At 34.4% G+C, this 23,357-nt stretch carries 21 protein-coding genes; 5 read left to right on the top strand and 16 right to left on the bottom strand.

Annotation, left to right across the window (positions count from 1 at the left end):
* Positions 1-10 precede the first annotated feature (10 nt).
* The 7 genes from polA to JNUCC72_RS01760 all read right to left on the bottom strand — a co-directional run bounded on the left by polA (position 11) and on the right by JNUCC72_RS01760 (position 7,745).
* On the bottom strand, positions 11-2,677 hold the full coding sequence (polA, locus tag JNUCC72_RS01790) for a DNA polymerase I (RefSeq protein WP_454144300.1): 2,667 nt from the start codon (positions 2,675-2,677) through the stop codon (positions 11-13).
* Positions 2,678-2,727: 50 nt separating this feature from the next.
* A complete protein-coding gene (gene murC, locus JNUCC72_RS01785) occupies positions 2,728-4,041 on the bottom strand; it encodes a UDP-N-acetylmuramate--L-alanine ligase (RefSeq protein WP_454144298.1) in 1,314 nt (437 codons plus the stop codon).
* An 86-nt stretch (positions 4,042-4,127) separates the two neighbouring features.
* A complete protein-coding gene (ytpR, locus tag JNUCC72_RS01780; RefSeq protein ID WP_454144686.1) occupies positions 4,128-4,772 on the bottom strand; it encodes a YtpR family tRNA-binding protein in 645 nt (214 codons plus the stop codon).
* Positions 4,773-4,794: 22 nt separating this feature from the next.
* On the bottom strand, positions 4,795-5,118 hold the full coding sequence (locus tag JNUCC72_RS01775) for a thioredoxin family protein (protein ID WP_454144296.1): 324 nt from the start codon (positions 5,116-5,118) through the stop codon (positions 4,795-4,797).
* Positions 5,119-5,144: 26 nt separating this feature from the next.
* On the bottom strand, positions 5,145-5,792 hold the full coding sequence (gene trmB / locus JNUCC72_RS01770; protein WP_454144294.1) for a tRNA (guanosine(46)-N7)-methyltransferase TrmB: 648 nt from the start codon (positions 5,790-5,792) through the stop codon (positions 5,145-5,147).
* A gap of 9 nt (positions 5,793-5,801) precedes the next feature.
* Entirely contained in the window at positions 5,802-7,013 is a 1,212-nt protein-coding gene (locus JNUCC72_RS01765; RefSeq protein WP_454144292.1) for an ABC transporter permease, read from the bottom strand.
* 3 nt (positions 7,014-7,016) lie between these two features.
* Entirely contained in the window at positions 7,017-7,745 is a 729-nt protein-coding gene (locus JNUCC72_RS01760) for an ABC transporter ATP-binding protein (RefSeq protein WP_454144290.1), read from the bottom strand.
* Between the two features lie 84 nt (positions 7,746-7,829).
* Here JNUCC72_RS01760 and JNUCC72_RS01755 point away from each other — a divergent pair, with 84 nt between their 5' ends.
* From JNUCC72_RS01755 to JNUCC72_RS01745, 3 genes are all read left to right on the top strand, one after another.
* The gene (locus tag JNUCC72_RS01755) at positions 7,830-8,255 is read left to right on the top strand and encodes an HIT family protein (RefSeq protein ID WP_454144288.1); all 426 of its coding nucleotides are present in this window, start codon (positions 7,830-7,832) and stop codon (positions 8,253-8,255) included.
* Between the two features lie 24 nt (positions 8,256-8,279).
* Positions 8,280-8,612: a hypothetical protein gene (locus JNUCC72_RS01750; protein ID WP_454144286.1), complete on the top strand. Its 333-nt coding sequence runs from the start codon at positions 8,280-8,282 to the stop codon at positions 8,610-8,612.
* Between the two features lie 113 nt (positions 8,613-8,725).
* Positions 8,726-9,724: a peptidylprolyl isomerase PrsA gene (locus tag JNUCC72_RS01745; RefSeq protein WP_454144284.1), complete on the top strand. Its 999-nt coding sequence runs from the start codon at positions 8,726-8,728 to the stop codon at positions 9,722-9,724.
* A 38-nt stretch (positions 9,725-9,762) separates the two neighbouring features.
* Here the strand turns inward: JNUCC72_RS01745 and JNUCC72_RS01740 are convergent, their stop codons facing one another.
* The 5 genes from JNUCC72_RS01740 to JNUCC72_RS01720 form a co-directional block, all read right to left on the bottom strand.
* The gene (locus JNUCC72_RS01740) at positions 9,763-10,698 is read right to left on the bottom strand and encodes a 3'-5' exoribonuclease YhaM family protein (protein ID WP_454144684.1); all 936 of its coding nucleotides are present in this window, start codon (positions 10,696-10,698) and stop codon (positions 9,763-9,765) included.
* 32 nt (positions 10,699-10,730) lie between these two features.
* A complete protein-coding gene (locus tag JNUCC72_RS01735) occupies positions 10,731-13,163 on the bottom strand; it encodes an ATP-binding protein (RefSeq protein WP_454144282.1) in 2,433 nt (810 codons plus the stop codon).
* On the bottom strand, positions 13,153-14,373 hold the full coding sequence (locus tag JNUCC72_RS01730; protein WP_454144280.1) for a metallophosphoesterase family protein: 1,221 nt from the start codon (positions 14,371-14,373) through the stop codon (positions 13,153-13,155). Before JNUCC72_RS01730 ends, JNUCC72_RS01735 begins: the two co-directional genes overlap by 11 nt.
* Before the next feature lie 62 nt (positions 14,374-14,435).
* Complete coding sequence (locus JNUCC72_RS01725) at positions 14,436-14,783, bottom strand: YlbF family regulator (protein WP_454144278.1); 348 nt, start codon at positions 14,781-14,783, stop codon at positions 14,436-14,438.
* Between the two features lie 28 nt (positions 14,784-14,811).
* A complete protein-coding gene (locus JNUCC72_RS01720) occupies positions 14,812-16,878 on the bottom strand; it encodes a transglycosylase domain-containing protein (protein WP_454144276.1) in 2,067 nt (688 codons plus the stop codon).
* Positions 16,879-16,964: 86 nt separating this feature from the next.
* Here JNUCC72_RS01720 and JNUCC72_RS01715 point away from each other — a divergent pair, with 86 nt between their 5' ends.
* Positions 16,965-17,822, top strand: coding sequence for an RluA family pseudouridine synthase (locus JNUCC72_RS01715; protein WP_454144274.1), 858 nt, complete (start codon positions 16,965-16,967; stop codon positions 17,820-17,822).
* A gap of 48 nt (positions 17,823-17,870) precedes the next feature.
* Here JNUCC72_RS01715 and JNUCC72_RS01710 read toward each other — a convergent pair whose 3' ends face one another.
* From JNUCC72_RS01710 to JNUCC72_RS01695, 4 genes are all read right to left on the bottom strand, one after another.
* A complete protein-coding gene (locus JNUCC72_RS01710; protein WP_454144272.1) occupies positions 17,871-19,163 on the bottom strand; it encodes an IS3 family transposase in 1,293 nt (430 codons plus the stop codon).
* 69 nt (positions 19,164-19,232) lie between these two features.
* A complete protein-coding gene (locus JNUCC72_RS01705; RefSeq protein WP_454144270.1) occupies positions 19,233-19,685 on the bottom strand; it encodes an arginine repressor in 453 nt (150 codons plus the stop codon).
* 3 nt (positions 19,686-19,688) lie between these two features.
* Positions 19,689-21,380, bottom strand: coding sequence for an arginine--tRNA ligase (argS, locus tag JNUCC72_RS01700; protein WP_454144268.1), 1,692 nt, complete (start codon positions 21,378-21,380; stop codon positions 19,689-19,691).
* Between the two features lie 270 nt (positions 21,381-21,650).
* On the bottom strand, positions 21,651-22,343 hold the full coding sequence (locus JNUCC72_RS01695; protein ID WP_454144266.1) for a Bax inhibitor-1/YccA family protein: 693 nt from the start codon (positions 22,341-22,343) through the stop codon (positions 21,651-21,653).
* Between the two features lie 169 nt (positions 22,344-22,512).
* Between JNUCC72_RS01695 and JNUCC72_RS01690 the strand changes: the two genes are divergently transcribed.
* Positions 22,513-23,355 carry an NAD(P)H-hydrate dehydratase gene (locus tag JNUCC72_RS01690; protein ID WP_454144264.1) on the top strand — a complete coding sequence of 281 codons (843 nt, stop codon included), beginning with the start codon at positions 22,513-22,515 and terminating at the stop codon, positions 23,353-23,355.
* Positions 23,356-23,357 lie beyond the last annotated feature (2 nt).

Genomic DNA, 23,357 nt, shown 5'->3' with positions numbered 1-23,357 from the left:
CCTTACACTTTTATTTAGCTTCGTACCATGATTGGCCATATGAACTATCAACAACTAAAGGAACATCTAGTTGAATAGCAGAAGTCATCACTTGTGGTACTAGTTCTTCAATAATGGCTAATTCATCTTTTGGCACTTCAAATATTAACTCATCGTGCACTTGTAGTAACATTTTAGTTCTTAACTGCTTGTCTTGCAAAGCTTTTTGCATGTTTATCATCGCAATTTTGATAATATCAGCAGCTGTTCCTTGAATTGGCGAATTCATAGCTGTTCTTTCCGCAAATGATCTTAGATGAAAATTACGAGAATGAATATCAGGTAAGTAACGACGACGATGCATCAACGTCTCAACATAACCATCAGCTTTTGCCTGTTCAATGGTGTCATCCATAAATTGTTTAACTTTTGGATACTGGGCAAAATACTGATCGATAAAAGCTTGAGCTTGCTTTCTTGGAATATCTAAGTTTTTAGCTAACCCATAATCTGAAATCCCATAAACGATTCCAAAGTTAACCGCTTTTGCTTGGCGACGCATATTTCCATCAACCTCTTCAGGTGAAGATAAATTAAAAATCTTCATAGCTGTATGAGAATGGATATCGTAGTCGCTCTTAAAAGCTTCTTGCATATTTTCATCTTCTGACATGTGAGCTAACACGCGTAGCTCAACTTGTGAGTAATCACTAGAAAAAATAACGGAATCTTCATTAGAAGGAACGAACGCTTGGCGAATTTTACGACCTTCTTCTAATCTAATTGGGATATTTTGCAAGTTAGGATCAACTGAAGATAGACGTCCTGTTGCCGTCAGCGTCTGTAAGTAACGTGTGTGAATTCTTTGATCAGAATGGATTGTTTTTAATAAGCCATTAACATAAGTCGACTGAATCTTGGCTACTTGACGATAATCTAAGATATCGCTGACAATAGGACTTTTCTTTTTCAAGGTTTCAAGAACATCAACCGATGTTGAATACCCTGTTTTTGTTTTCTTAACCGGTGGTAAGGCTAGCTTTTCAAATAGAATCTGACCTAGCTGTTTAGGTGAGTTAATATTGAACTCTTCACCTGCTTGTTCATAGATTTTGGCTTCTATTTCTTGTAATTGCTGACTTAACACCACTGACATCTCTCGTAGCGTGGAAGCCTGAACCTTAATACCCGCAATCTCCATTTCAGCTAGAACAAAGGCTAAAGGTAACTCGATTTCATCAAAAAGTTGATCTTGATTATGCTGCACGAGTTGTGCCATTAGTTCATCTTTCATTGATTCAATTGTTCGAACTTTACGAGCTAAGTGATTGAATAATTCTTCATCTTCAACTGGTAGCGATTTTTTAGCACCTTTACCATAAACTTGCACATCGCTTTTAGCATCAAAACAGTTATAAGACTGTGCCAACTCACCTAAGTCATTTTGATTATGATCTGGGTTTAACAAGTAAGAAACTAATAGCATATCAAAATCAACATTCTTCAATGTAACGCCTAATCTTCTTAGCCCAACAATTGTGCGCTTAACATCAAAAACTTGTTTATTAATATGTGTCGATTCTAACAATTGTTTGATTGTCGGTGTTGTTAGTAATTCAATATTTGAACTTGCAAAATAGTTCCCATTAATTCCTAATGAAAATCCAACAAAATCGGCTTCATGATAATTCTCACCAAATAATTCTAAATGAAAAATAACAGGTCCTTCAGTCACATCAGCTAGTTGTTTGACATCTTCCTCTGTATTTAAAACAGTATAACTAATTTCTTCTTGTGTGTTTTGTTCAAACTGGCTGTCTAAAACCGCTTTATCCAAGAATGACTTAAAGTTCATCTTTTGATAAAAACCAACGAGCTGATCTGCTTTTTGTTCTTGAACAGCCGTATCACCCAAATCAAAATCGATGGGTGTATCTGTCTTAATAGTTGCTAAATCATAGCATAAAAAGGCAATGTCTTTTTCATTAATAAGATTTTCCTTCATTTTACTTTTCTTCATATCAGCAACTTGTTCGTATAGTTCTTTAACAGAGCCATATTTTTGGATAAGCTTTAATGCTGTCTTTTCACCGATTTTGGTAACACCAGGATAATTATCAGAGTTATCCCCCATCAAAGCTTTCATATCGATTAATTGCAGTGGTTTAATACCTAAAGTTTCTTCAAAGTACTCAGGCGTATATGATTTAATTTCATTAACACCCTTTACAGTCACATCAACTTGAATATGCGTATCTGCTAATTGGGTTAAGTCTTTATCTCCCGTTACAACAATCACTTCAAAACCTTGGCTTTGTGCTTTTTTAGCTAAAGTTCCGATAATATCGTCAGCTTCATAGTTCTCTTGTTCATGCCATTTAAGCCCCATGTAATCAAGCATTTCACGAATATAAGGTAATTGTTCTAACAACTCAGGTGGTGTTTTGGCACGCGTTCCTTTGTAGTCAGCAAACATTTCAGTTCTAAATGTCGTTTTACCCGCATCAAATGCAACCAAAACATTATCTGGCTGATGATTATCTAGTAAACTATCAAGCATTTTCTTCATGTTATAAATCGCACTAGTATGTAAGCCTTCATTGTTAACGAATTTATCAACAACATTATATAAGGCATAAAAAGCTCTGTAAGCTAAAGAATTACCATCAATTAATAATAATTTTTTTCGTTTACTCATGTGTTTCTCCTTATTAAAAGCACAAAAAGCAACCAAGTTGGTTGCTTCTTTTATTTATATTGTTTTTGGTAAGCACGTTCGTATTTTTGGACATCTCCAGCACCCATGAATACTAAAACAGCATTAGAAAATTGATTCAATTGATCAACAGTGTCTTCAGTAATTAAATGTGCTGAACCTGTAATTTTTTCAATTAAGTCTTCACTCTTGACTGTTCCTTTTTGTTCTCTAGCAGAACCAAAGATTGGTGTAACAAAAACGTGATCAGCTTCTTGTAATGTTTGTGCAAATTCATTTAAGAATTGTTTCGTTCTTGTATAGGTATGTGGTTGAAAGACAGCAATTACTTCTTTTTCAGGATATTTTTGACGAACAGCTGAAAGTGTTGCTGCAATTTCTGTTGGATGATGTGCATAGTCATCAATAATCGTCATATCACCAATTTTTGATTCGGCAAGTCGGCGTTGAACACCCTTGAAGGTCAATAATTCTTCGGCAACAGTTGCCATGTTTAGACCTTCCATGTAACTAACACCAATAACAGCTAAACTATTTAAAATACTGTGATCACCATAAAGTTTAATCATAAAGCGTCCTAATTTTTTACCATGGTGGATAACATCAAATGATGATCCTTCTGCAGTCTTTTCAATATTTGTCGCACAAAAATCATCGTCTTCGTTAAACCCATATGTGTATTTAGGAATCGTTACTTTTAATGATTTCAATAACTCAGAATCACCATAAACAAATAATGCTTTTTTTACTTGTGAAGCTTCTTGTTGGAATGCATCATAAACATCATCTAAATCTTTGAAGTAATCAGGATGATCAAATTCGATATTGGTCATTACACAGTAATCAGGTGAATACGCAATAAAGTGTCGTTGATATTCATCTGCTTCAAAAGCAAAGAAACGAGAGTCTTTAACCGCTTTTCCTGTACCGTCACCGATTAGGTAACTTGTCGGTTCGATTCCCCCTAAAACATGTGCCATAAGACCTGTTGTACTTGTTTTACCATGAGCACCTGCAATAGCAATACTTGTAAAGTTCTTAATTAATTCACCAACAAAGTCATGATATCTAACCACTTCTAGACCTAAATCATGTGCTTTTTTTACTTCGACATGATCATCTGAAAAGGCGTTTCCTGCGATAATTGAAAGCCCTGGTTTAATATTATCTTCTGAAAAAGGTAGCATTTCAATTTGTCTATCTTCTAGCCCTTTTTGTGTGAATGTATATTCTATGATATCAGATCCTGATACTTGGTAGCCTAAATCATTCAAAATCAAAGCTAGTGCACTCATTCCTGAGCCCTTAATTCCAATAAAGTAATAATGATTTGTTTTGTTTAACATTTGCATAACTCCAGTCTATTTTCACCCATAATTATAGCATTAAATTTATTTAAGCGATAACTTTGATTACAAAAAAACGATGTGAATTAAATCACACCGTTTGCAAGTAGTTCATCGACTTCATTAGGTTTGAAAGCATCCCCAGCAACTGTCTTTTCAGGCATCACTAGAATTCCTCTAGCTGTTGGTGCATGTTCTAATCCTAGTTCTTTTGCGGAACAAATCATACCACTACTATCAACACCACGAAGTTTACCAGGCCAGATTAATTGACCGTTTGGCATCATTGCACCAGATAGTGCCACAACAACTTTTTGTCCTTGGGCAATATTTGGGGCACCACATACGATTTGATGTTTACCTAATTGACCAGCATCAATAGTTGTGATGTTCATATGGTCTGAATCAGGATGTGGTTCACATGTCTCAACGAATCCGTAAACAATTTTAGGTTGATCATCAACTGTCAAATCAGCGTCAAAATAACTATCAGCTAATTTTTTGTTTAATTCATCAATGTTCTTTTTAGCTAAAAATACTTGACCATTTTGGTTAGGATCAATATCAGTATAGCTTGAAACATTGAAGAAGTTGTATCCAATAACTTGATTATCTTCATTAGTTAAGCGAACAACATCACCATTTTTTTCACTGTTTGTTGCACCCTTATCTGGTCCCAAAATCACAATTAATGTGTCAAAAAAACTACGTGCATTTAAACTTGAAATCAACATATCTCAACGCTCTCCTTAATTAACCTAAATTTGATAAGAAGTTAATAACTTCTTCTTTAGTTTTACGATTCTTGTTAACTAATCTACCAATTTCTTGTCCATCTCTAAATACAACAAAACTTGGAATTCCCATAATGTTTAGGTCTTGAACAACATCCATTGATTGATCACGGTCAACTTCGTAAAAGCTCATTTTACTGAATTCTGCTTCAACAGCAGGTAGTTGTGGTTTTAGAAAACGACAATCACCACACCAGTCAGCACTGAACATTAAAACAACAGTATTTTTTTGTGAGGTTAATTTTTCAAATTCTTCGCGTGATAGCGCACTCATTTTTTCCATGATTGATAGTCCCTCTTCCTTATTAATTAAGCACTAAAATGTGCATATAAAGCATAAATTGGTTGACCTTTGGATGAGAATTTTTCTTCATACTCAGTCATAATATTCTCTTCAGCCATTTTACTGTCATGTAAGTTTACTGAAACAAAGTCAAAATGCATCCCATAATTATTAAAACTTTGAACTGAATAATTGTAAAGTGATTGGTTATCAGTTTTGAATTCAATACCATGATTAGGTTTTAAGATTGTTCTGTAAACATCTAAGAATGATTTGTAAGTTAATCTTCTCTTTTCATGTTTTGTTTTTGGCCAAGGATCTGAAAAGTTTAAAAATACTTTTGAAACTGAATCTTCTGCGAAGTAGTCAGTCAAAGCTTCACCATTACCTAATAGCAATTGTAAGTTAGGTAATTTTTCTTCAAGTTGTTTTCTTAAAATCATGCCGATAGCTGCTTCTTGTATTTCAATAGCGACAAAATTAACATCTGGATGTTTTTTTGCTTGGTTAATAATAAATTGCCCTTTTCCTGAACCAACTTCAATATAAAGTGGTGCATCAGGATTTTCAAAACGGCTACTCCAATCAATCAATCCAGCTTCTGGACGATCTAAAATATAATTTGGATTTTGCTCAATCATATTACGTGTCCATGGTTTTCGTCTTAATCTCATGATATTCTCCTATTTTTTAGCTTTTAATTTCAATGATAAATATCCATAAGTAAATATTATAACAAAAATATTTACGGATACAATCGCAATCCAGACATTCAACATGACACCATACTTAATTAAGATACCAATAGATAGAATAATTGATTCTACTAAAAGCGCTTGTGTTAGTAATTTTTTGAAGTCTTGGAATTTACGACTAGGGTCAAATGGCATGACAAAGTACATCAAATGACGATCATATTGATTATACAATGGTAACAATTGATAACCCGTTAAAAATATGATAAAAATCCCCATAACTAAAGTGAACCAAACATTATCTAAAATCACCATCAAAATCAAAGCAAATGCAGTCATTCTAACGAGTAAGTTTAAATACTCGGGGTTTCTGATTAATGTTCGTTTGAATAAGAAAAATTGAGGGGCTTGTTTCTTTGGATTTTTGGTAAACCAGTTCAACATAAAATCTAAGTATTTACGACGCTTAATTTTAGTAGTTCGTTCTTTAACATCTGTAAATAAGCTGTAAAAAGCATAGATGAATTCCTGACGACGTGATTCAAGCAAAACAGCTTGTCGCCAATCAAAACTAGCGTGTGTTGTATCTAGGCTCAATCGACTTAACATAAGACCGACAACAGCGACTAGTAGCACTAAAGGTGAAAATACATAAAATGACCCAATTAGTGCCAGTAGTATCACTGGTTGAACCCACGTAATCATTTTCAAATAGCTTTGAGAGATTGCAAATTGTTTTTTAGCTTGCAGCTCAATATTTAATACCTTTGCAACCATTAATCCTAAAACAATTGCTATATAACCTATCAATGAAAATGACATTTTGAAATAAACTAACGGCAACAAGACAACTGAAACCAGCAAAATAAAAAATAGCGGTAAAGCTAAACTATATTGCTTAGCGGGTTTAAAGTAGTACATCATTTCATCATCTTTGGCCCATAAAAATTGTTGGTCAGCTTCATCTAAGAACGTTGCCAATTTTCCAAAAAGGTAAGGAATGAATAGAATCACACTGATAATCAAGCCATAAAACCATTGATTGTTGGGCAGGCGTTTCATAATATCAGCATACCAAAATAGTAGTCCACCCATTCCAATTATTAAAGCTAATAAGAAATGATCATTGAAAACCAGTTGTAAGTAGCGGAACTGCTTAACCAAATTTTTCTTTAATCGTGTTTGATATAAAGCCTTCATAACCTAACCTCTCTTCGCTAGTTGAGAATAAAGGTCTTCAAGACGACCATCGCTTAATTGATACTGTGCCTTAATATCGGATAACGTTCCATTTGACACTACCTGACCATCGTTTAAAACAATAAATCGATCAATTGCATCACGCGCAGTTGATAAGATATGAGTGGTTAATAGAACCATCTTACCTTCAGCTTTCTTTTCAGCAATCAAGGCTAATAAATCTTCAACCGCTAATGGGTCTAGTCCCGTAAAAGGCTCATCAATAATAAAGAGTGATGCATTAGTCATAAAAGCTGTTACAATCATTACTTTTTGCTTCATCCCTTTTGAAAAATTAACGGGTAACCAATCTAATTTATTATCTAGTCTAAATATTTTTAGTAACTTTTCAGCCCTATCAAATGCTTCATCATAATCTAAGTCGTAAGAAAAGATAGTCATTTCCAAATGCTCTTTTAAAGTTAGTTCTGAATAAAGTACGGGTGTTTCAGGCATTATCGCAATCTGTTTTTTGAATTGCTTCGTATCTTGCGCCATTGTTTGTTCATTTAATGTAATAGTTCCTGAAATTGGTTTCAAAATACCTAATATGTGTTTAATAGCTGTTGATTTACCAGCACCGTTTAACCCAATTAGGCCAACCACTTCACCTGGGTTAATTTCAAAGGAAACGTCTTTGATAACAGGTACACGGGCATAACCACCGGTGACCTGATTTAATTTTAGTGACATAATATTCTCCTAATCTAAATGAAAAAATCTATATATTATGATAGCATGAAAATAAAAACAACGTAGAATTTAGAGGTAAATAATATGGAAAACAACTGCATTTTTTGTAAAATCATAAACAATGAAATCCCAAGTTACACTATTTTTGAAAATGATGACGTCAAAGCTTTCTTAGATATTTCACAAACAACACCTGGACACACACTTGTGATTCCTAAAAAACACCGCGAATCGTTATTATCTTTTGATGAAGAAGATGCAAAAGATGTCTTTCAATATATTCCAGAAATTGCGCGTGCCATCAAAGCATCAAACCCTGACATCAAAGGTATTAACCTATTAAATAATAATGGTGAAGTTGCTTATCAATCCGTCTTCCACGCTCACATTCACTTGATTCCACGTTACAGTGAACAAGATGATTTTAGCATTCATTTTTCTGAAAACCAAAGCCACTATACACCGGAAAAATACGAAGAATTAGCTGAATCTATTAAAAAACAATTTTAATCAGTCTATTAAGGGAGAAAAATAATGAAAAACTTTTTATTAGGTGGTCTACTAGGTGCAGCAGCCGGTGTTCTACTAGCCAATACGAAAAACAAAAATACGGGTAACACTTTTGGTGAAGATTTTGCTGACGGTGTCAAAGAAACTGGTCAAGACTTTGATCACATTAATCAAGAACGTGAAAAAATTCAACAAAATCTAAACTATCTTCAAACTGAAGGCATGAAAACAATCGAAAAATTCGGCGATGATCTTAGCCAAGAAGTTGAAGAATTTAATTACTACGCTGAACCTCATATTGCTCGACTTCAACAAAAAGTACGAGACCTAGAGTCTAAACTAGAAAATGACAAATAATCAAATAAAGTTTGACAGATTTATGAATTTTTTTAAATTTGATATCATGTCAGTATAAATTATGCTATATTCTAACTGGCGCAACAAATTAAGTAAGGATGTGTAACGATATAATGAAAAGTTATATGAAAAAAATTGTAGCGGGAGCAGGAGTTGCAGCAATGTCACTAACACTTGTGGCTTGTTCTTCATCTTCTGACAAAACCGTAGCCAACTATTCAGGTGGTAAAATCACACAAGATGACTTTTACAACCAACTAAAAACTAGCCAAAGTGGTAAATCAACTTTAGCTAACATGATTATCCAAGGTGCTTTAGAAAACCAATATGGTTCAAAAGTATCTGAACAAAACGTTAACGATGAATATTCAAAATATGGTAGCCAATACGGCTCAAACTTCTCATTAATTTTACAATCTAATGGTTATACAGAAGCAACATTCAAGAAGAGCTTAAGAACTAACTTGTTAATTGAAGCTGCTATGAAAGACCTTAAACAAATTTCATCTGAAGATGAACAAAAAGCTTTTGAAAGTTACCAACCAAAAGTGACTGTACAACACATTTTAGTAAGTGATGAAAATACTGCTAAACAAATTATTACTGATTTAAACAACGGTAAAAACTTTGATGAGTTAGCAAAACAATACTCAACAGATACAGCAACTAAAGATAATGGTGGTAAATTGCCTGAATTTGATAATACAGATACTTCTTTAGATGCAACATTCAAAGAAGCGGCATTCAAATTACAAACTAACCAATACACTACTGAGCCTGTTAAGACTCAATACGGTTACCACATTATCAAAATGGTTAATAACCCTGGTAAAGGTGAACTAAAAGATCACAAATCAGATATCGATAACCAAATCTATGAATCATGGATGAAAGATACTTCAGTTATGCAAAACGTTATTTCAACAGTCTTAACAAAAGCTAACCCAAGTATTAAAGATAAAGATTTAAGTGATGCATTAGCTGCTTACATTCAATCAGCAAGTTCATCTACAGATCTTTCAAGTTCTGCAAGTGAAGGCTCACAAAGCCAAGCTACTGAATCTTCAACAGAACAACCTCAAAGTAGTAGTGAAGCTTCTTCACAATCTTAATCAGATAAATAAAAAACTCCGGAAATTCCGGAGTTTTTTTATTTGCGATAATAAGGTTTATATAATTTTCTGTTTTCTAAGGCAAAAATACGACCTGTAAATTCACCTGGACTAATTTGTTTTAAAGATTCAGTCATCATATTCATTGACGCATCAAATTCATCAATCCGATGCAAGACTTCTGCTTCAATAATTTGAGGTCTCACCGGCGAACCGTATTCTTTCAATCCATGATGTGACAATACTAAATGTCTAAGCAATAAAAATGACTCTGCTTCTTCATTAATTTCAAGTGTTTGTGCTGCTTTTACGACTTCTTCATCAATTAAAGCAATATGACCAATCAAATTTCCTTCCAAGGTATAGTCTGTTGAAACCGGACCTGATAACTCAATTGTCTTAGCTAAGTCATGCAAGATAATACCTGAATACAACAACTCTTTATTAATCCCTTCATAGATGCTTAACACATTATGCGCTAAATCAAGCATGGACACTGTATGAAAAGCTAGTCCTCCTGCAAATGCATGATGATTAGTTTTAGCAGCAGGATAGTCAAAGAATTCTTTGTGATATTTATCGACTAAATAATTAACAATTGCATGCCATACTGGGTGTGTAATTTCATTTTGATAGTAACTCATTTTATCTAATAAGCTATCTGAAGAAACAGGTGCTTGTTTAACAAATTGTGAAACTTCATACCCCTCTTCTTTCATGACTGGTCGCAAACTGTAAATTCTAATTTGTGGGTTGTTTTGGTAAGTTTCACGTCTACCATTCACCTCAACGATTTCACCCGCCTGGTACAAATTCACATCTTCATTTGAAGCATCCCAGTATTTACCACTAATCTCACCGGAACTATCTTCAAATACGATGGCTAAAAATTGCTTGCCATTCTTTGCGACACGAACATCTACCTGCTTAAGCAGTACGATGGTGTCCATTTCTTCTCCATTTTGGTATTCCATTAATTTTTTTGTAAACAACCGCTTCTTCTCCTTTAATTAAGTTCAATAATAGTTTGATTCTCAAATAACGCTTTAATTTCTTTTCTTGCTGTAAAAATAAATACTTGGTTGTATTTCGTTATCTCATTCAATAACTGCTGTATCATTTCGATTCTTTGATCATCAAAGTTAACAAAAGCATCATCAATGATGATAGGTAAACTAATCATATCACTAATTTGTTCAATAAAGGCAAACTTCAATGCAAAATATAACTGTTCAGCTGTTCCTCGAGATAATTCATTTACAGCAAATTTTTGATTATCTTTAGTGATAACCTGAATACTATTTTTAGTGAATTTTATACGATGGTAGTGCCCAACAGTCAAAATTTCAAAATACTTTTGACTGCGTTCAATCATATTAGGAAATCGATTAGCACTTGCAACATCGAGCATTTTCATAATAACTTCTGCTGTTAAATCCTGTGTGAGCCACTCTTTAATTAACTGATCAATCTTTTCTTTTTGCAACGCAATTTGCTGTTTCAAATCAAAAATTCCCTGATCATTAGCTAATAAATCTTGTTTGGCTGTTAAGGTCGCAATTGTTTTTTGAACTGTAATTTGTTGTTGCTTAAGCTCTTCGTAATGTTGCTCTTTTGAATCAAATGTTTGATCTTGACGCTGTTTATTTTCTTTATAGTGCTGAACATCATCCCATAACGGCCCAATTTCTTTTTTGATTGCATTCAAGCGAACATTATCTTCTTGGGCTTGAATATGACTTTGGTAAGCTTTTTCAAAGTCTTCAATAGATTCAAACTGATTTTGTACCAGAATTTGATTCAGTTCTGCTTGAACAGATTGGTTTTGATTTTGTAATAACTCCAGATTGTTTAATTTTAATTCTCGAGCATTTTCTTGTTGTTTCAAATCAGATTGCTGTTGTTGTAATTGCGTAATAGTTGCTCTAAGTGCCTCAAACTGTAAAATATCAGGCTCTAACCCAAGTTTTGTCATAAACGTTGTAATCTGGCGACTTTGAGTTAGCATTTCTTGCTTATCTTGTTCAATTTGAGCGGTTAGGCGTTTAAAGTAAGTTCGCTTTTCAAATGCCTCTTTTAGCCCATTAATTGTTGAAGAGTCGCTAAATTGGTACTCATTAAGGTAATCATTAAATGCTTTTTGCTGAGTTTGCGCTTTTTTCTCTTGAGCACTACGGCCGTTATTTTTAAAATGAACAATTATAAAAATAGTCGCAATGACTGCCAAAATAAAAGCTGCTCCAGGATTAATAAACAATCCCACAATCGTAGCAAAGTAACCCAAAATCCCAATGATTAGGCTCGTTTGACTCGTTTGCTTGATATCAGGTTTGTTTTCAAAATCGGCAAGTTTTTGCTGAGCTTGTTGCACCTGATCATCTGCTAATTGAGCCACTGTTTTAATTTGTGGCGTGTAATCAATAATTGAATCTAAATCATTTTCTTTTTGATTAACAGATCCTTCTAATCGTTTAAATTCTTGATAATGATACTGAATATCAGGCCATTGATTTAAATAAGACTGGCTATCATCATGACCGTCAGCCTTGGTCAATTCTAAATCTTGTTTGGCTTGATTAATTTGTGAATTTAACTGATTCAATGTTAATTTTAGCTCTTGAACTTTTTGATAGTCCGCATTTTTGAAGCCTTTTTGACTAATATCAACACGTTGTTCCAGCTTATGGTAATCTTCAAGCAATGAGAATTTCTCTTTGATTTGTTTTTGGTGAGACAACGTATCAACTAATTGATCAGACTGTTGCTGTAGCTCATTTAATCTTGCTTGATTTTCTTCAAGTTGTCCTTGATAGAGCTGATAAGTTTTGAATTCTGCGTTTTTTTCTTGTAATGTCTCTGTCAGTTCATGATACTTTGCTATTTCTTGATTAAGTGGTTGCTTTCGCCCTCTTGGTCGATAAATATCTGCTGCGTCTTTAGCTTTTTCTCGACTTAATTGCAACCACTGTTTGCTGTTAGTCACTCCCAAGTAGTAAATTTGCTGCATAAGTTCTTCTTCACTCACACCATAGATATTTTGCAGCGTATCTTGATTAAAAACAAAATTTTGCTGATAAAATAGTTCGTTGATGTCTTTAATCTGACTAAAGAATGTATGAGCTGGGACTTCTTGACCATCTTTAAAAACAGAAAAGTCACCTTCTGTTTTTTTATTAAGATAACGCGTCAACACATATTGGCTCTTTCCATCTGAAAAAGTGATTTCTCCTCCAAAAAGACTCGGCATGGGTGAGGGATGGTATTGCTTTTTCTTAGTGGTCTTATTAGGAAAGCCAAACATAATTTGACCTACAAAAGCTGCTAATGTACTTTTCCCGGCTTCATTTTCGCCATAAAAAACCGTTTGATTGGTTGTAAAATCAAAAACCTTATCCGAAAATTTCCCGAAATTTTTGATCTTAATTTGTTCAATTCTCACGTTCTTCACCCCTTGTCACAGCTTCATTCAATTCAAGCTGCACCAATTGTTGTAATTGCTCAACTAAATCATCTGGTTGATTCAATAACTGTTCAACTGGTAAATATTTCTTTAACAGCGGTCGTAATTTGTCCGAAACCACTGCTTGATTTAATAGACTTGATGTTGCTTCTTCAAAATAAGCCTCATCAATCGCCGTCATTTTTATTTTGTGATTAACTTCAAGTTCAACATCATACAATACGACACCGTAATCTGTTTTTTGAGATAGCTCATCTAAAAAGCTAGTTTGATTCAATACTTCTTTGGCATTAAGTGACAGGTATTGACTATTTTGAATAACTAATTTAACCATGTTCATTTGCTGTGCGTCAATTGTTGCAATAGCTTGTTCAATTTTTGTTTGTAGCGCTTGAATCCCAACTTCTTCTAATAGATTCACTACTAATTTATTGAAAATAATCTGGCTAGTTTCAATAAATGTTAATTCAGTTTCAAAACTTTGGTCATCCACCGTTACTAAATAACAACCTTTTTTTCCAGGCTCATTAATGTGACGGCCTTGCAAGTTACCACTATAAACAACCCATGGATTTTGACTCAAAATTTCTCTTTTATGAATGTGACCTAAAGCATAATAATGATAATTCTTCTGGATTAAATCTGTCATTTCAAATGGCGCATAATTATCCTGACTAGCATCAAACGTTGCTAATGCACCATGTATCATTCCGATTGTATAATGTCGGGGCACCACTTCTGGAAACTCATGTACGATGTTTTGCGTAATATGGTTTTGTGTGTAGCTGAATCCAACAACGTCTACAACTACGCCACTTTTAGTTGTCATATTTTTTGTTTGCATCCCTGATTTGAATACCACAACATTATCTGAATAATCAAAAGCACAGTTTTCAGCTTGATAATAATCATGATTCCCAAAAGTTAAGAAAACAGTGATACCCACTTGATTTAATCGTTCAAACTGCTCTGCCACAAATTTTTGTGCATGCAATGACGGACTCGGACCGTCAAATGTATCGCCTACTACTAAAACAAAGTCTACTTTGTTCTCAATAGCTTGATCAATAGCTGTTTCAAAAGCTAGGTAAGTTGAATCATAAACTGATTGCCATAATTTTTTTGGTAAATAGGACAAACCTTTAAACGGACTATCTAAGTGCGCATCTGCAATATGTAAAAATTTCATTTTTACCCCCCTTTTTCGGATAAAAAAAAAACGGAACGTATTATTCCGTTTTTTCAATATTTCTAATTATTTAAATCGTGGTAAAGTTCATCCATTGATTTTGAAACAGCACTGTTAATATCTTGGAATAATTGTTGCATGCTTTGTTCTTTACTCATTAAGTCAACGATTTCTGGTGTTTTTTCCATTTGTTGACCTAATTCGTTTGCTTTAGCCATGTCTTCTTGTGTCAATTCTTGACCTGACATTTGCTTAGCTTGTAAATCTTTTTGGATGCTGTTCACATCTTTAAATAATTTAAACGCTTCTTCATTTTGTGATAATGTTTCGTATGAAGCTTGTAAATCTTTGTATTCTGAAGTTTCTTTTAGCTCTGCTGCTAATTGATTAATTGTGTCGTAAATGTTCACTATTAATTCTCCTATTTTCTAATATTAATTAAGGCATTACCTTATCTCTGATACCATTGTACCATTGACCCAATGTTTGACCAACACCATCGAAAACATTTTGGACACTTTTTGTTAAATCATCGACCCAACTTGTTGAATTGCCTTGTACATCTTGTTCAGAAACCAATTGTTGAGCGTTTTTTTCACTAAATGAGGTTCTATCTGTATATGGTAGAACACTTTGAGATAGTTGTTTAAATAAATAAGATATCTGGGTCTCACTGGTTCCACTTAAATAATGCGTGTCGTCAGGCCTATCAAACCCAATCCAGCTTACTAGAACAATATCAGGTGTATAACCAATAATCCATTGATCATTAGCTCTTGTTGTCCCATCACTCAATTTAACTTCTGTTGTCCCTGTTTTTCCAGCCATGCGATAACCATAAGGTTTAGCTGACTTACCTGTTCCATTATCAAATACATTCAATAATAGGCTCGTCATTTGTTTTGAAATCTCAGGTGTCATAATCTGATGAGTTGTTAGCTGCGTATTATCAATTAAAACCTTATCGTCATTGCCAACTACTTTTTTGACCGCATGAACTTGATCAGGTAGCTGACCTTCATTTGCAAAAGCACTGTAAGCTCTCGCCATATCTAACAATGAAACACCTGACTGCAGTCCACCCAGAGCCAATGCTAAGTTCTGATCTGCAGTATCTAAATTAATCCCAAAATTTTTAACAGACTGAATTCCTTGGTTTAAGCCAATTTGATTCAGCAACCACACTGCTGGTGCATTTTTACTTTGCGCCAGTGCTTGATATAGCGGCACTTCTTCTGAATATTGGTTATCAACATTTTTAGGGGTGTAGTTATCTGACCCATAAGATTGTAATTTATCTTGTAGCTTAGAATCAATTTGGTAGCCATTTTGTAGAGCAGGTGTATATACTGCTAATGGCTTCATTGTCGAGCCCGGCTGGCGCTTCATCTGGATTGCACGGTTAAAATCACTTTTACCACGACTGCCTACAACACCTAAAACAGCGCCGGTCTTAGGATCCATCGCAAGTCCTGCACCTTCTACTTTTTGATTGTCAGCAGCATTATTGGGGAAGAGACTATCATTTTTATAAGTTTTTTTCATGTTACTTTGAACATTATAATCAAGATACGTATAAATACTTAAATTGCGTGTTGCAATGTCATTATAGTCCCAATTATTTTGGGTTTTAAGCTCTTGAAGTACTGCTTGGTTATAATCTGAAAAAGCACTTTGATAAGCTTGATAGCGTTCTGTTACAACCATTGCTTTATTTTGGAAGGTTTGAAGCTGATCAGCTGAAATAACGTTATTTTTTGCCATTAATTCTAAAATAAGGTTACGACGATTAATCGCGTTTTCTTTTGAATCAATGGGATTATAGTAATTTGGTCCTTTCAGCATCCCCGCAATTGTCGCAGCTTCAGCAACGGTTAAATCACTAGCGTTTTTTCCAAAATATTTCAAGGAAGCATCTTGAACGCCATAAACACCATTACCAAAGTAAGAGGTGTTTAAATACATCTCCAGAATCTGATCTTTAGAATAATCCTTTTCTAGTTGAACCGCATAGAAGAACTCCTTTATTTTCCGCCAGAAAGTTTGATCTTGTGTTAAAAAACTATTCTTGGCTAATTGCTGTGTTACAGTCGAACCACCTTGTGTCACCATACCTTTAGTGACTAGGCTCAGTCCAGCTCTTGCCATCGAAGTCAAACTAAATCCGCGATGACTATAAAAGTTCTTATCTTCTGTTGAAATAACGGCATCCTTTAAGTAAGGTGAGATTTTATCTATTTTAGTATAATCACCTCGGTTGTATGATATTTCGCCAATTTTGTTATTGCTTTGATCATAGATTGTTGTCACTGACTTCAAAGAATCTCCCAATTGGCCAACTGGTGTCAATTTAACTAATGCTGTACAATAAAAAGAAATCATCAGTGTGATAGTCAATCCTGCTAAGATAAACCACCGCACGAATTGAAAACGATGATTAGCTTTTTTTAAATGACTCAGACCTGATTTAATCAAGTCTAATAGTCTGATGGCATAACTTTCCATGACATCCTCCTATCTTTTCCTCGATATTTTAGCACAAAATTGCCACAATTCTTGTTTTTTTAACGAAAGGTATAAAAAATTTAAAGATGTCTTTACCAAATAAACGTACACTAATTTTACCGCAATCCTTTACACCCTGTACAATTCGAGAACTTCTAACGCAATTGTACATTCCTAAAAAATGGCAACATTTTTTACGAATTGAAAAAGCGGTCACCGTCAACGGTGGCTACAAACCTATTAATTCTACCGTATCTCCTGGCGATACAATCAGTTTAGAATTCACACAAGTTGAAAGCGCTCAAACTTACCTGCCTAGTGAAAATTTGCCTGATATTGTTTACGAGAATGCCGATATTATTATTATTAATAAACCGGCTGGGCAAAAAACTCACCCTAACCGTCCTGATGAGAATAACACCGCAATGAATGATGTTGAATACTATCTCAATCAGACTAATGAGCATGTTTATATGATTCATCGTTTAGACATGTGGACGAGCGGTCTTTTGCTACTAGCTAAGAATCCGGTTGTTGTCCCTGTCTTAAATCGTCAGTTGGCTTTAAAAATAATGAAGCGCTTTTATTTAGCAACCGTCAGAAAGTCTCATTCTATTGTAGATAAAGGTACTATTTCAGATCCGATTGGACTAGATGAATCAGATAAGAGAAAAAGAAAAGTTAGGTCCGATGGACTCCCTTCTGTTACCCACTTTTCAGTTATTAGTCAAACAAGTTCACTTGCAAAACTTAAACTAGATTTAGAAACTGGTCGTACTCATCAAATTCGTGTCCACCTTAGTCACCACGACATGCCTATTATTAATGATCCGCTTTATGATTCACTAGCCGATCCTACTGAAGTCATGGCTTTAGAAGCTTTTCAGATTGAATTAATTCAACCATTTTCATTTGAAAAACTAACTGTTAATTTATCGGATTAAAAAAGCAGCCCTTAGCTGATGTGACCCCAAAAAGTTGGACACATTGATTTAGTTAAATTGGGTGGTGAGTTTTCGGTATTGAACCGGAGACTTGCCACCCAATTTTAATTTGATTCGATCATTATTGTAATAATGAATCCATTTTTTCATTGCGTCAACTAATTCGGGTTTTGTTTGATAGTGTGTTGTCATGACTTCAGCTTTCATAATATGAAAAAATGATTCCATGGCCGCATTATCTAAACAGTTACCTTTGCGTGACATACTTTGACTAATTGAATTATCTTTTAACGTTTTTTGCCAAATTGGTGTTTGATATTGAAATCCTTGGTCACTATGTAAAATAGGCTGTGTCTTTGTTTGAGGTAATCGTTTAAGTAGCCTTTGAACTGGTTTTAACGTGAACTTCAAAGTCGGATGTGAACTAATTTCATAATCTAAGACTTCTCGAGAATACAAGTCTAGTATTGGCGATAAATAAACACGATGATTGATATCGGCTTTGCCATATCTAAATTCACTGACATCTGTTACCAGCTTTTGATAAGGTTTTGGCGTATCAAAACGACGCTTGAGATGATTCTTTGCGATTTTACCAATCTGTCCCTGATAAGAATTATAGCGACGGTTTTTCTTGCCGTAAGTTCTCACTTGCAAGTGATTGAGCTGCATGATACGCTGAACGCGTTTATGATTAACGTCTATCCCTTCATTTTTTAGGGCGAAGGTTAGACGCCGATAACCATAATTAGGATGAGCCTGCTTAATTAATTGAATGTAATTAAGCAGTCGCTCATCTTTTTGTTTGTCTTGCTTTAAATGATGATAATAATACACACTTTTAGCCAGACCAATTGTACGCAAAATAAACCGAGTTGAATACTCAGGTAACTGTTGAATTAATTCTGTCGCAGCCTTGATAGTTGAAGTTGCTTGATGTTTGATTCTTTCATAGTGATACTTATCTTGTGGTTTCATTTGTCTTTTATAGCGACCAGGACTTGATTGTAAGCTTGATGCACCGTATAACTCCCATTGTTTTTGCCAATTATAAATCGTACTAGCAGTCGGAATATTAAAATAAAGTGCTGTTTTTGGATAAGATAATTGGTGTCTTTTTTGAAAGTCTAACACCTGTCGTTTAAATTCCAAAGTATAAGTGCTGGTATTTGGTTTTTGAATCGCTAAACCAGCCATACCATAACTTTGGTATCGATTAACCCATTTAAAAATAGTGCTCGGTTTAGCAATATGATAGTAACGGCACAGACTAGTTGACCCTGTCCCATTTAAATACTCTGTGACGACTTTTAGCTTGAATGCTTGATTAAATTTGACCATAAAAAAGACCCCTTTAAGTTTGGATTTTTGGTCCAACTTTTTGGGGTCACATCATTAGCGGGCTGCTTTTTAATTGAGTTTAAGAAATCCTTCTTTTAACTTTTTAGCTTTTTCTTCGTCTGCACAATAACAAACAATTGTATCGTAACCAGCTAGACTAGCCACAAGTTCTGGATAGCCATGATTATCAATCAAAGCACTCAAAACGTTAGCTGAGTTAGGATTACATTTAACAATAACTGTAAATTGAATCTGCAAAACATCTTGTACGTTATTAGTAAAAACTTCTTTCAACTGTGTTAAGTCATCAATTTCTTGCGTTCCTGAGACAACATAAGACATTTGACTATCATCTTGAATTAGTTTAATAATCCCTAATTCTTTCATATCACGTGATAAAGTTGCTTGGGTAATTGTAATCCCTTTATCATTTAAGTGATCCATTAGTTCGGATTGCGTTTGAATATGATGACTTTTAAGTATCTTCAGCAATTCATCTTGTCTTCGTTTCTTTTGTTTCATTTTTTACATTTCCTTTGGAGCGTTGACACCTAGTAAACGTAGCGATTCTGTTAAAACAACACTAGTTGCTTCAACTAAGGCTAGCCTTGCATTTAGGTGCTCATCCTCATCTAAAATACGTTGGTTGGCATAATATTTGTTAAACAATTGTGCTAAATTAATCGCATATTTAGCAATAATTGATGGTTCATATTTTTCAGCTGCACGTTGAACAATTTCATTGAATTTCAATAATTCTTTAGCAACTTCAAATGAATAATCGTCAGTTAATTCGAGTTGAGAAGGTGTTACATCAACAGTATGGTTTGCTTTTCTTAAAATACTTTGTGCACGTGCATTTGTATATTGTACATATGGACCAGTATCTCCTTCAAAACGAACGACTTCTTCTAAATTAAAGTCAAAGTTATCTAGACGATCATTTCTTAAATCGTGGAAAATAACTGCCCCTACCCCAACTTCGTGAGCAACTTGCTCTTTGTTAGGCAGGTTAGGATTCTTTTCATCGATTTGTGCTTTAGCTAATCTTACAGCATCGGCTAAAACTTCTTCAAGTAAAATAATGTTACCTTTACGAGTTGACAGTTTTTTACCGCCTGATGTGATTAAACCAAATGGAACATGGCGGATATCGTCAGACCAATCGTACCCCATTTTACCTAAAACTGCTTTCAACTGTCTAAAGTGTTCACTTTGTTCGTTTCCAACAACATAAAGTGATTCAGCAAAGTCATAAGTATTTTTACGATAAATAGCCGCAGCTAAATCACGTGTCATGTAAAGTGTAGCACCATCTGATTTTTGGATTAGTGCTGGTGATAAGTCTAAATCGTCAAGATCAACAATTTGAGCACCTTGAGATTCTTGAAGTAGGTCTTTTTCTTTTAATTCCTCTACAACAGCATCCATCTTGTCATTATAGAAAGCTTCACCATTGTAAGAATCAAAAGTTACCCCTAAGATATCATAAACACGTTGGAATTCTTTTAGTGATTCTTCTCTAAACCAGCGCCATAATTTTAAAGCTTCTTCATCATTATCTTCTAGCTTTTTGAACCATAGACGTGCTTCATCATCTAATTCTGGATGTTTTTCTGCTTCTTCGTGGAACTCAACATAGTATTTCAACAAGTTATTAATAGGGTCTTGTCTGACTTCGTCTTCATTACCCCATTTTTTATAAGCCACAATTAATTTACCAAATTGTGTTCCCCAATCACCTAAGTGATTAATTTTGATTGGGTCAAAACCAACTTTATCTAAAATCAACGAAATTGAGTTACCAATAACTGTTGATCTCAAATGTCCCATAGACATTGGTTTTGCGATATTAGGTGAAGACATATCAATTGTGACATTACCTTTAGATTCACTTTGACTTGCATATTGGTCGCCTTTTGCCAAAATTGTAGAAACAACGGCAGATGTTAGTTCATCATGTTTGATGAAGAAGTTTACATATGGGCCGACAGCTTCAACCTTGGCAAAGTCATCACCTTGTAAGTCTTTTGCTAAGTCTAAGGCAATTTGTTGAGGGGCTCTTTTTTCAATTTTAGCTAAACTGAAAGCTGGAAAAGCATAATCACCTAAATGAGAATACTTAGGTCTTTCGATTAGTTTTTCAATTGTTTGACCATCTAATTTGTCTTGCAAAACAGTTTGCAAGCTTTTAACAACACGTTCTTTGAAATTCATACTTTTATATTCCTCCTATAAATAAAAAAACTCTTCCACAACGACTGTTGTGAAAGAGACGAGAAAATTCCCGTGGTACCACTCTAATTGATGCTTTAGCATCCACTTTACATACTTGATTTAGTTTGCTCTAAAGTGCGACAGGATCAATTATTTGTTATCTCTCACCAACATAACTCGCTTTGTAAATAAAATTCAATCCGTATTCTTTAGTAATTCCAATTACAAAATTTTACACGAATTTTTTTTGGTTTTCAAGTTTTTTATTATCTAATCATTATTTCCTAGGAGTTGAAGAATGGATAGATAAATATTGATAAAGTCCATATATAGCGTTAGGGCAAACAACGAACTCACACCTTCGATATCGCTGTGTGAAATTCTTTCATAGCGTCTTACTAGTTGATTAGTATCAAAAATAGTATAAAGACTGAACAAAACAAGTATTGCGATGTTAATCATCAAGCTCACAACTGTCGTGCCTATGAATAGGCTAAATAATGATAACACTATCACACCAATTAATGTAATGAATAATCCTTTTTGCCAGCTAATTAAATCTTTTTCAGTTGTTAATCCAAAACGAGCTAGTGCTAAGAATAAGCCACTTGTGACTAAGAATGAAGCGCCTATTGTTCCTAATGAAAAATAAGAAAAAATATACGATAGAAATAGCCCATTTAATCCGGCTAATCCATAAAATAATTTTGTACCGCGCTTATCTTGACGATTTTGGATTGATCTTTGAACTTGCGAGATTAACGCAAACATCAAAACCATTACAATAACCGCACCTGTTAGTGAACGTGAAAATTTAGCAAAAATACCAGCAAAAGCGTAATTACCAACAAAAGCTGTAATCGCTGTAATCAAAACAGCTAATGCTACTTTTTGAAAAGTCTTATTAAGTAACTGCCTCGTATTATTTGGCTTTGTTTGTTCATGAGTAATAATGTGATCCATATAGAGTCCCTCCATGTTAATTTATTGTGTCTTTAATTGTATCAAACTTTGATTTTATTAGCATTCAATCTTAAGACTCTCTTAAGAACTACCAGATTAATTCTGATTTTTAATTTAAGCTTATCTTTAGTAGAATAGAAGTAATTACAAAGTTAGAGGAGTTCTTTTGATGGAAGAAATAACAATTGATAGTTTAACTCAAACAATCAAAAAAAGGGAAACTCATAGTCATAAAGGCAGTTATGGACGATTGCTACTTATCGGGGGAAATTATAATTATGGTGGTGCTATTACAATGGCTGCCAAGGCAGCTGTTTATGCAGGTGCTGGACTTGTTAGTGTAGCCACACACTCTATCAATTTACCTGCTCTACATGCCAACGTTCCAGAGGCAATGTTTGTTGATTGGCGTGATCAAAAAACGTTAGTACAACTGATTAGACAAGTTGATGTTGTTGTTTTGGGCCCAGGACTAGGACAAGATGACTACGCTAAAAAGCTAATGACGCTCGTCAAAGAATCAATTTCAAGTAATCAAACGGTTGTTTTAGATGCTGATGCGCTAAACAATATCGCCCAAAACACAGCCTTAACTCCTAGAAACGCTAAAAAAATCATCATGACTCCTCATCAAGTTGAATGGCAACGCTTAACAGGACTCAAAGTTGAGTTTCAAGATGAAAAAGCTAACCAAACTTACCTACAATATATTGCTAAAAATCTTACTGTTGTCTTAAAGTCCGAAAAAACAGCCGTATTTGAAAGTGAACATGAGCCTCATTTCATCGATATTGGAACCCCTGCTATGGCAACTGGTGGTATGGGCGATACGTTAGCTGGCATTATTGCCGCATTTGTTGGCCAATTTGGCGAAGCAGCCGACACAATCTATGCGGCGGTCTATCTGCACAGCTTTATTGCGAATCATTTGAGCAAATCAAATTATGTTGTCCTACCTTCAAAGCTTATTGATGAAATCCCACATTTTATGAGTCGTTACAGTCGAAAATAAAA

This window comes from Holzapfeliella sp. JNUCC 72, assembly GCF_053668685.1.
Note: the sequence above shows the minus strand (reverse complement) of the source record. Positions and strands in the feature narration are given on the sequence as shown.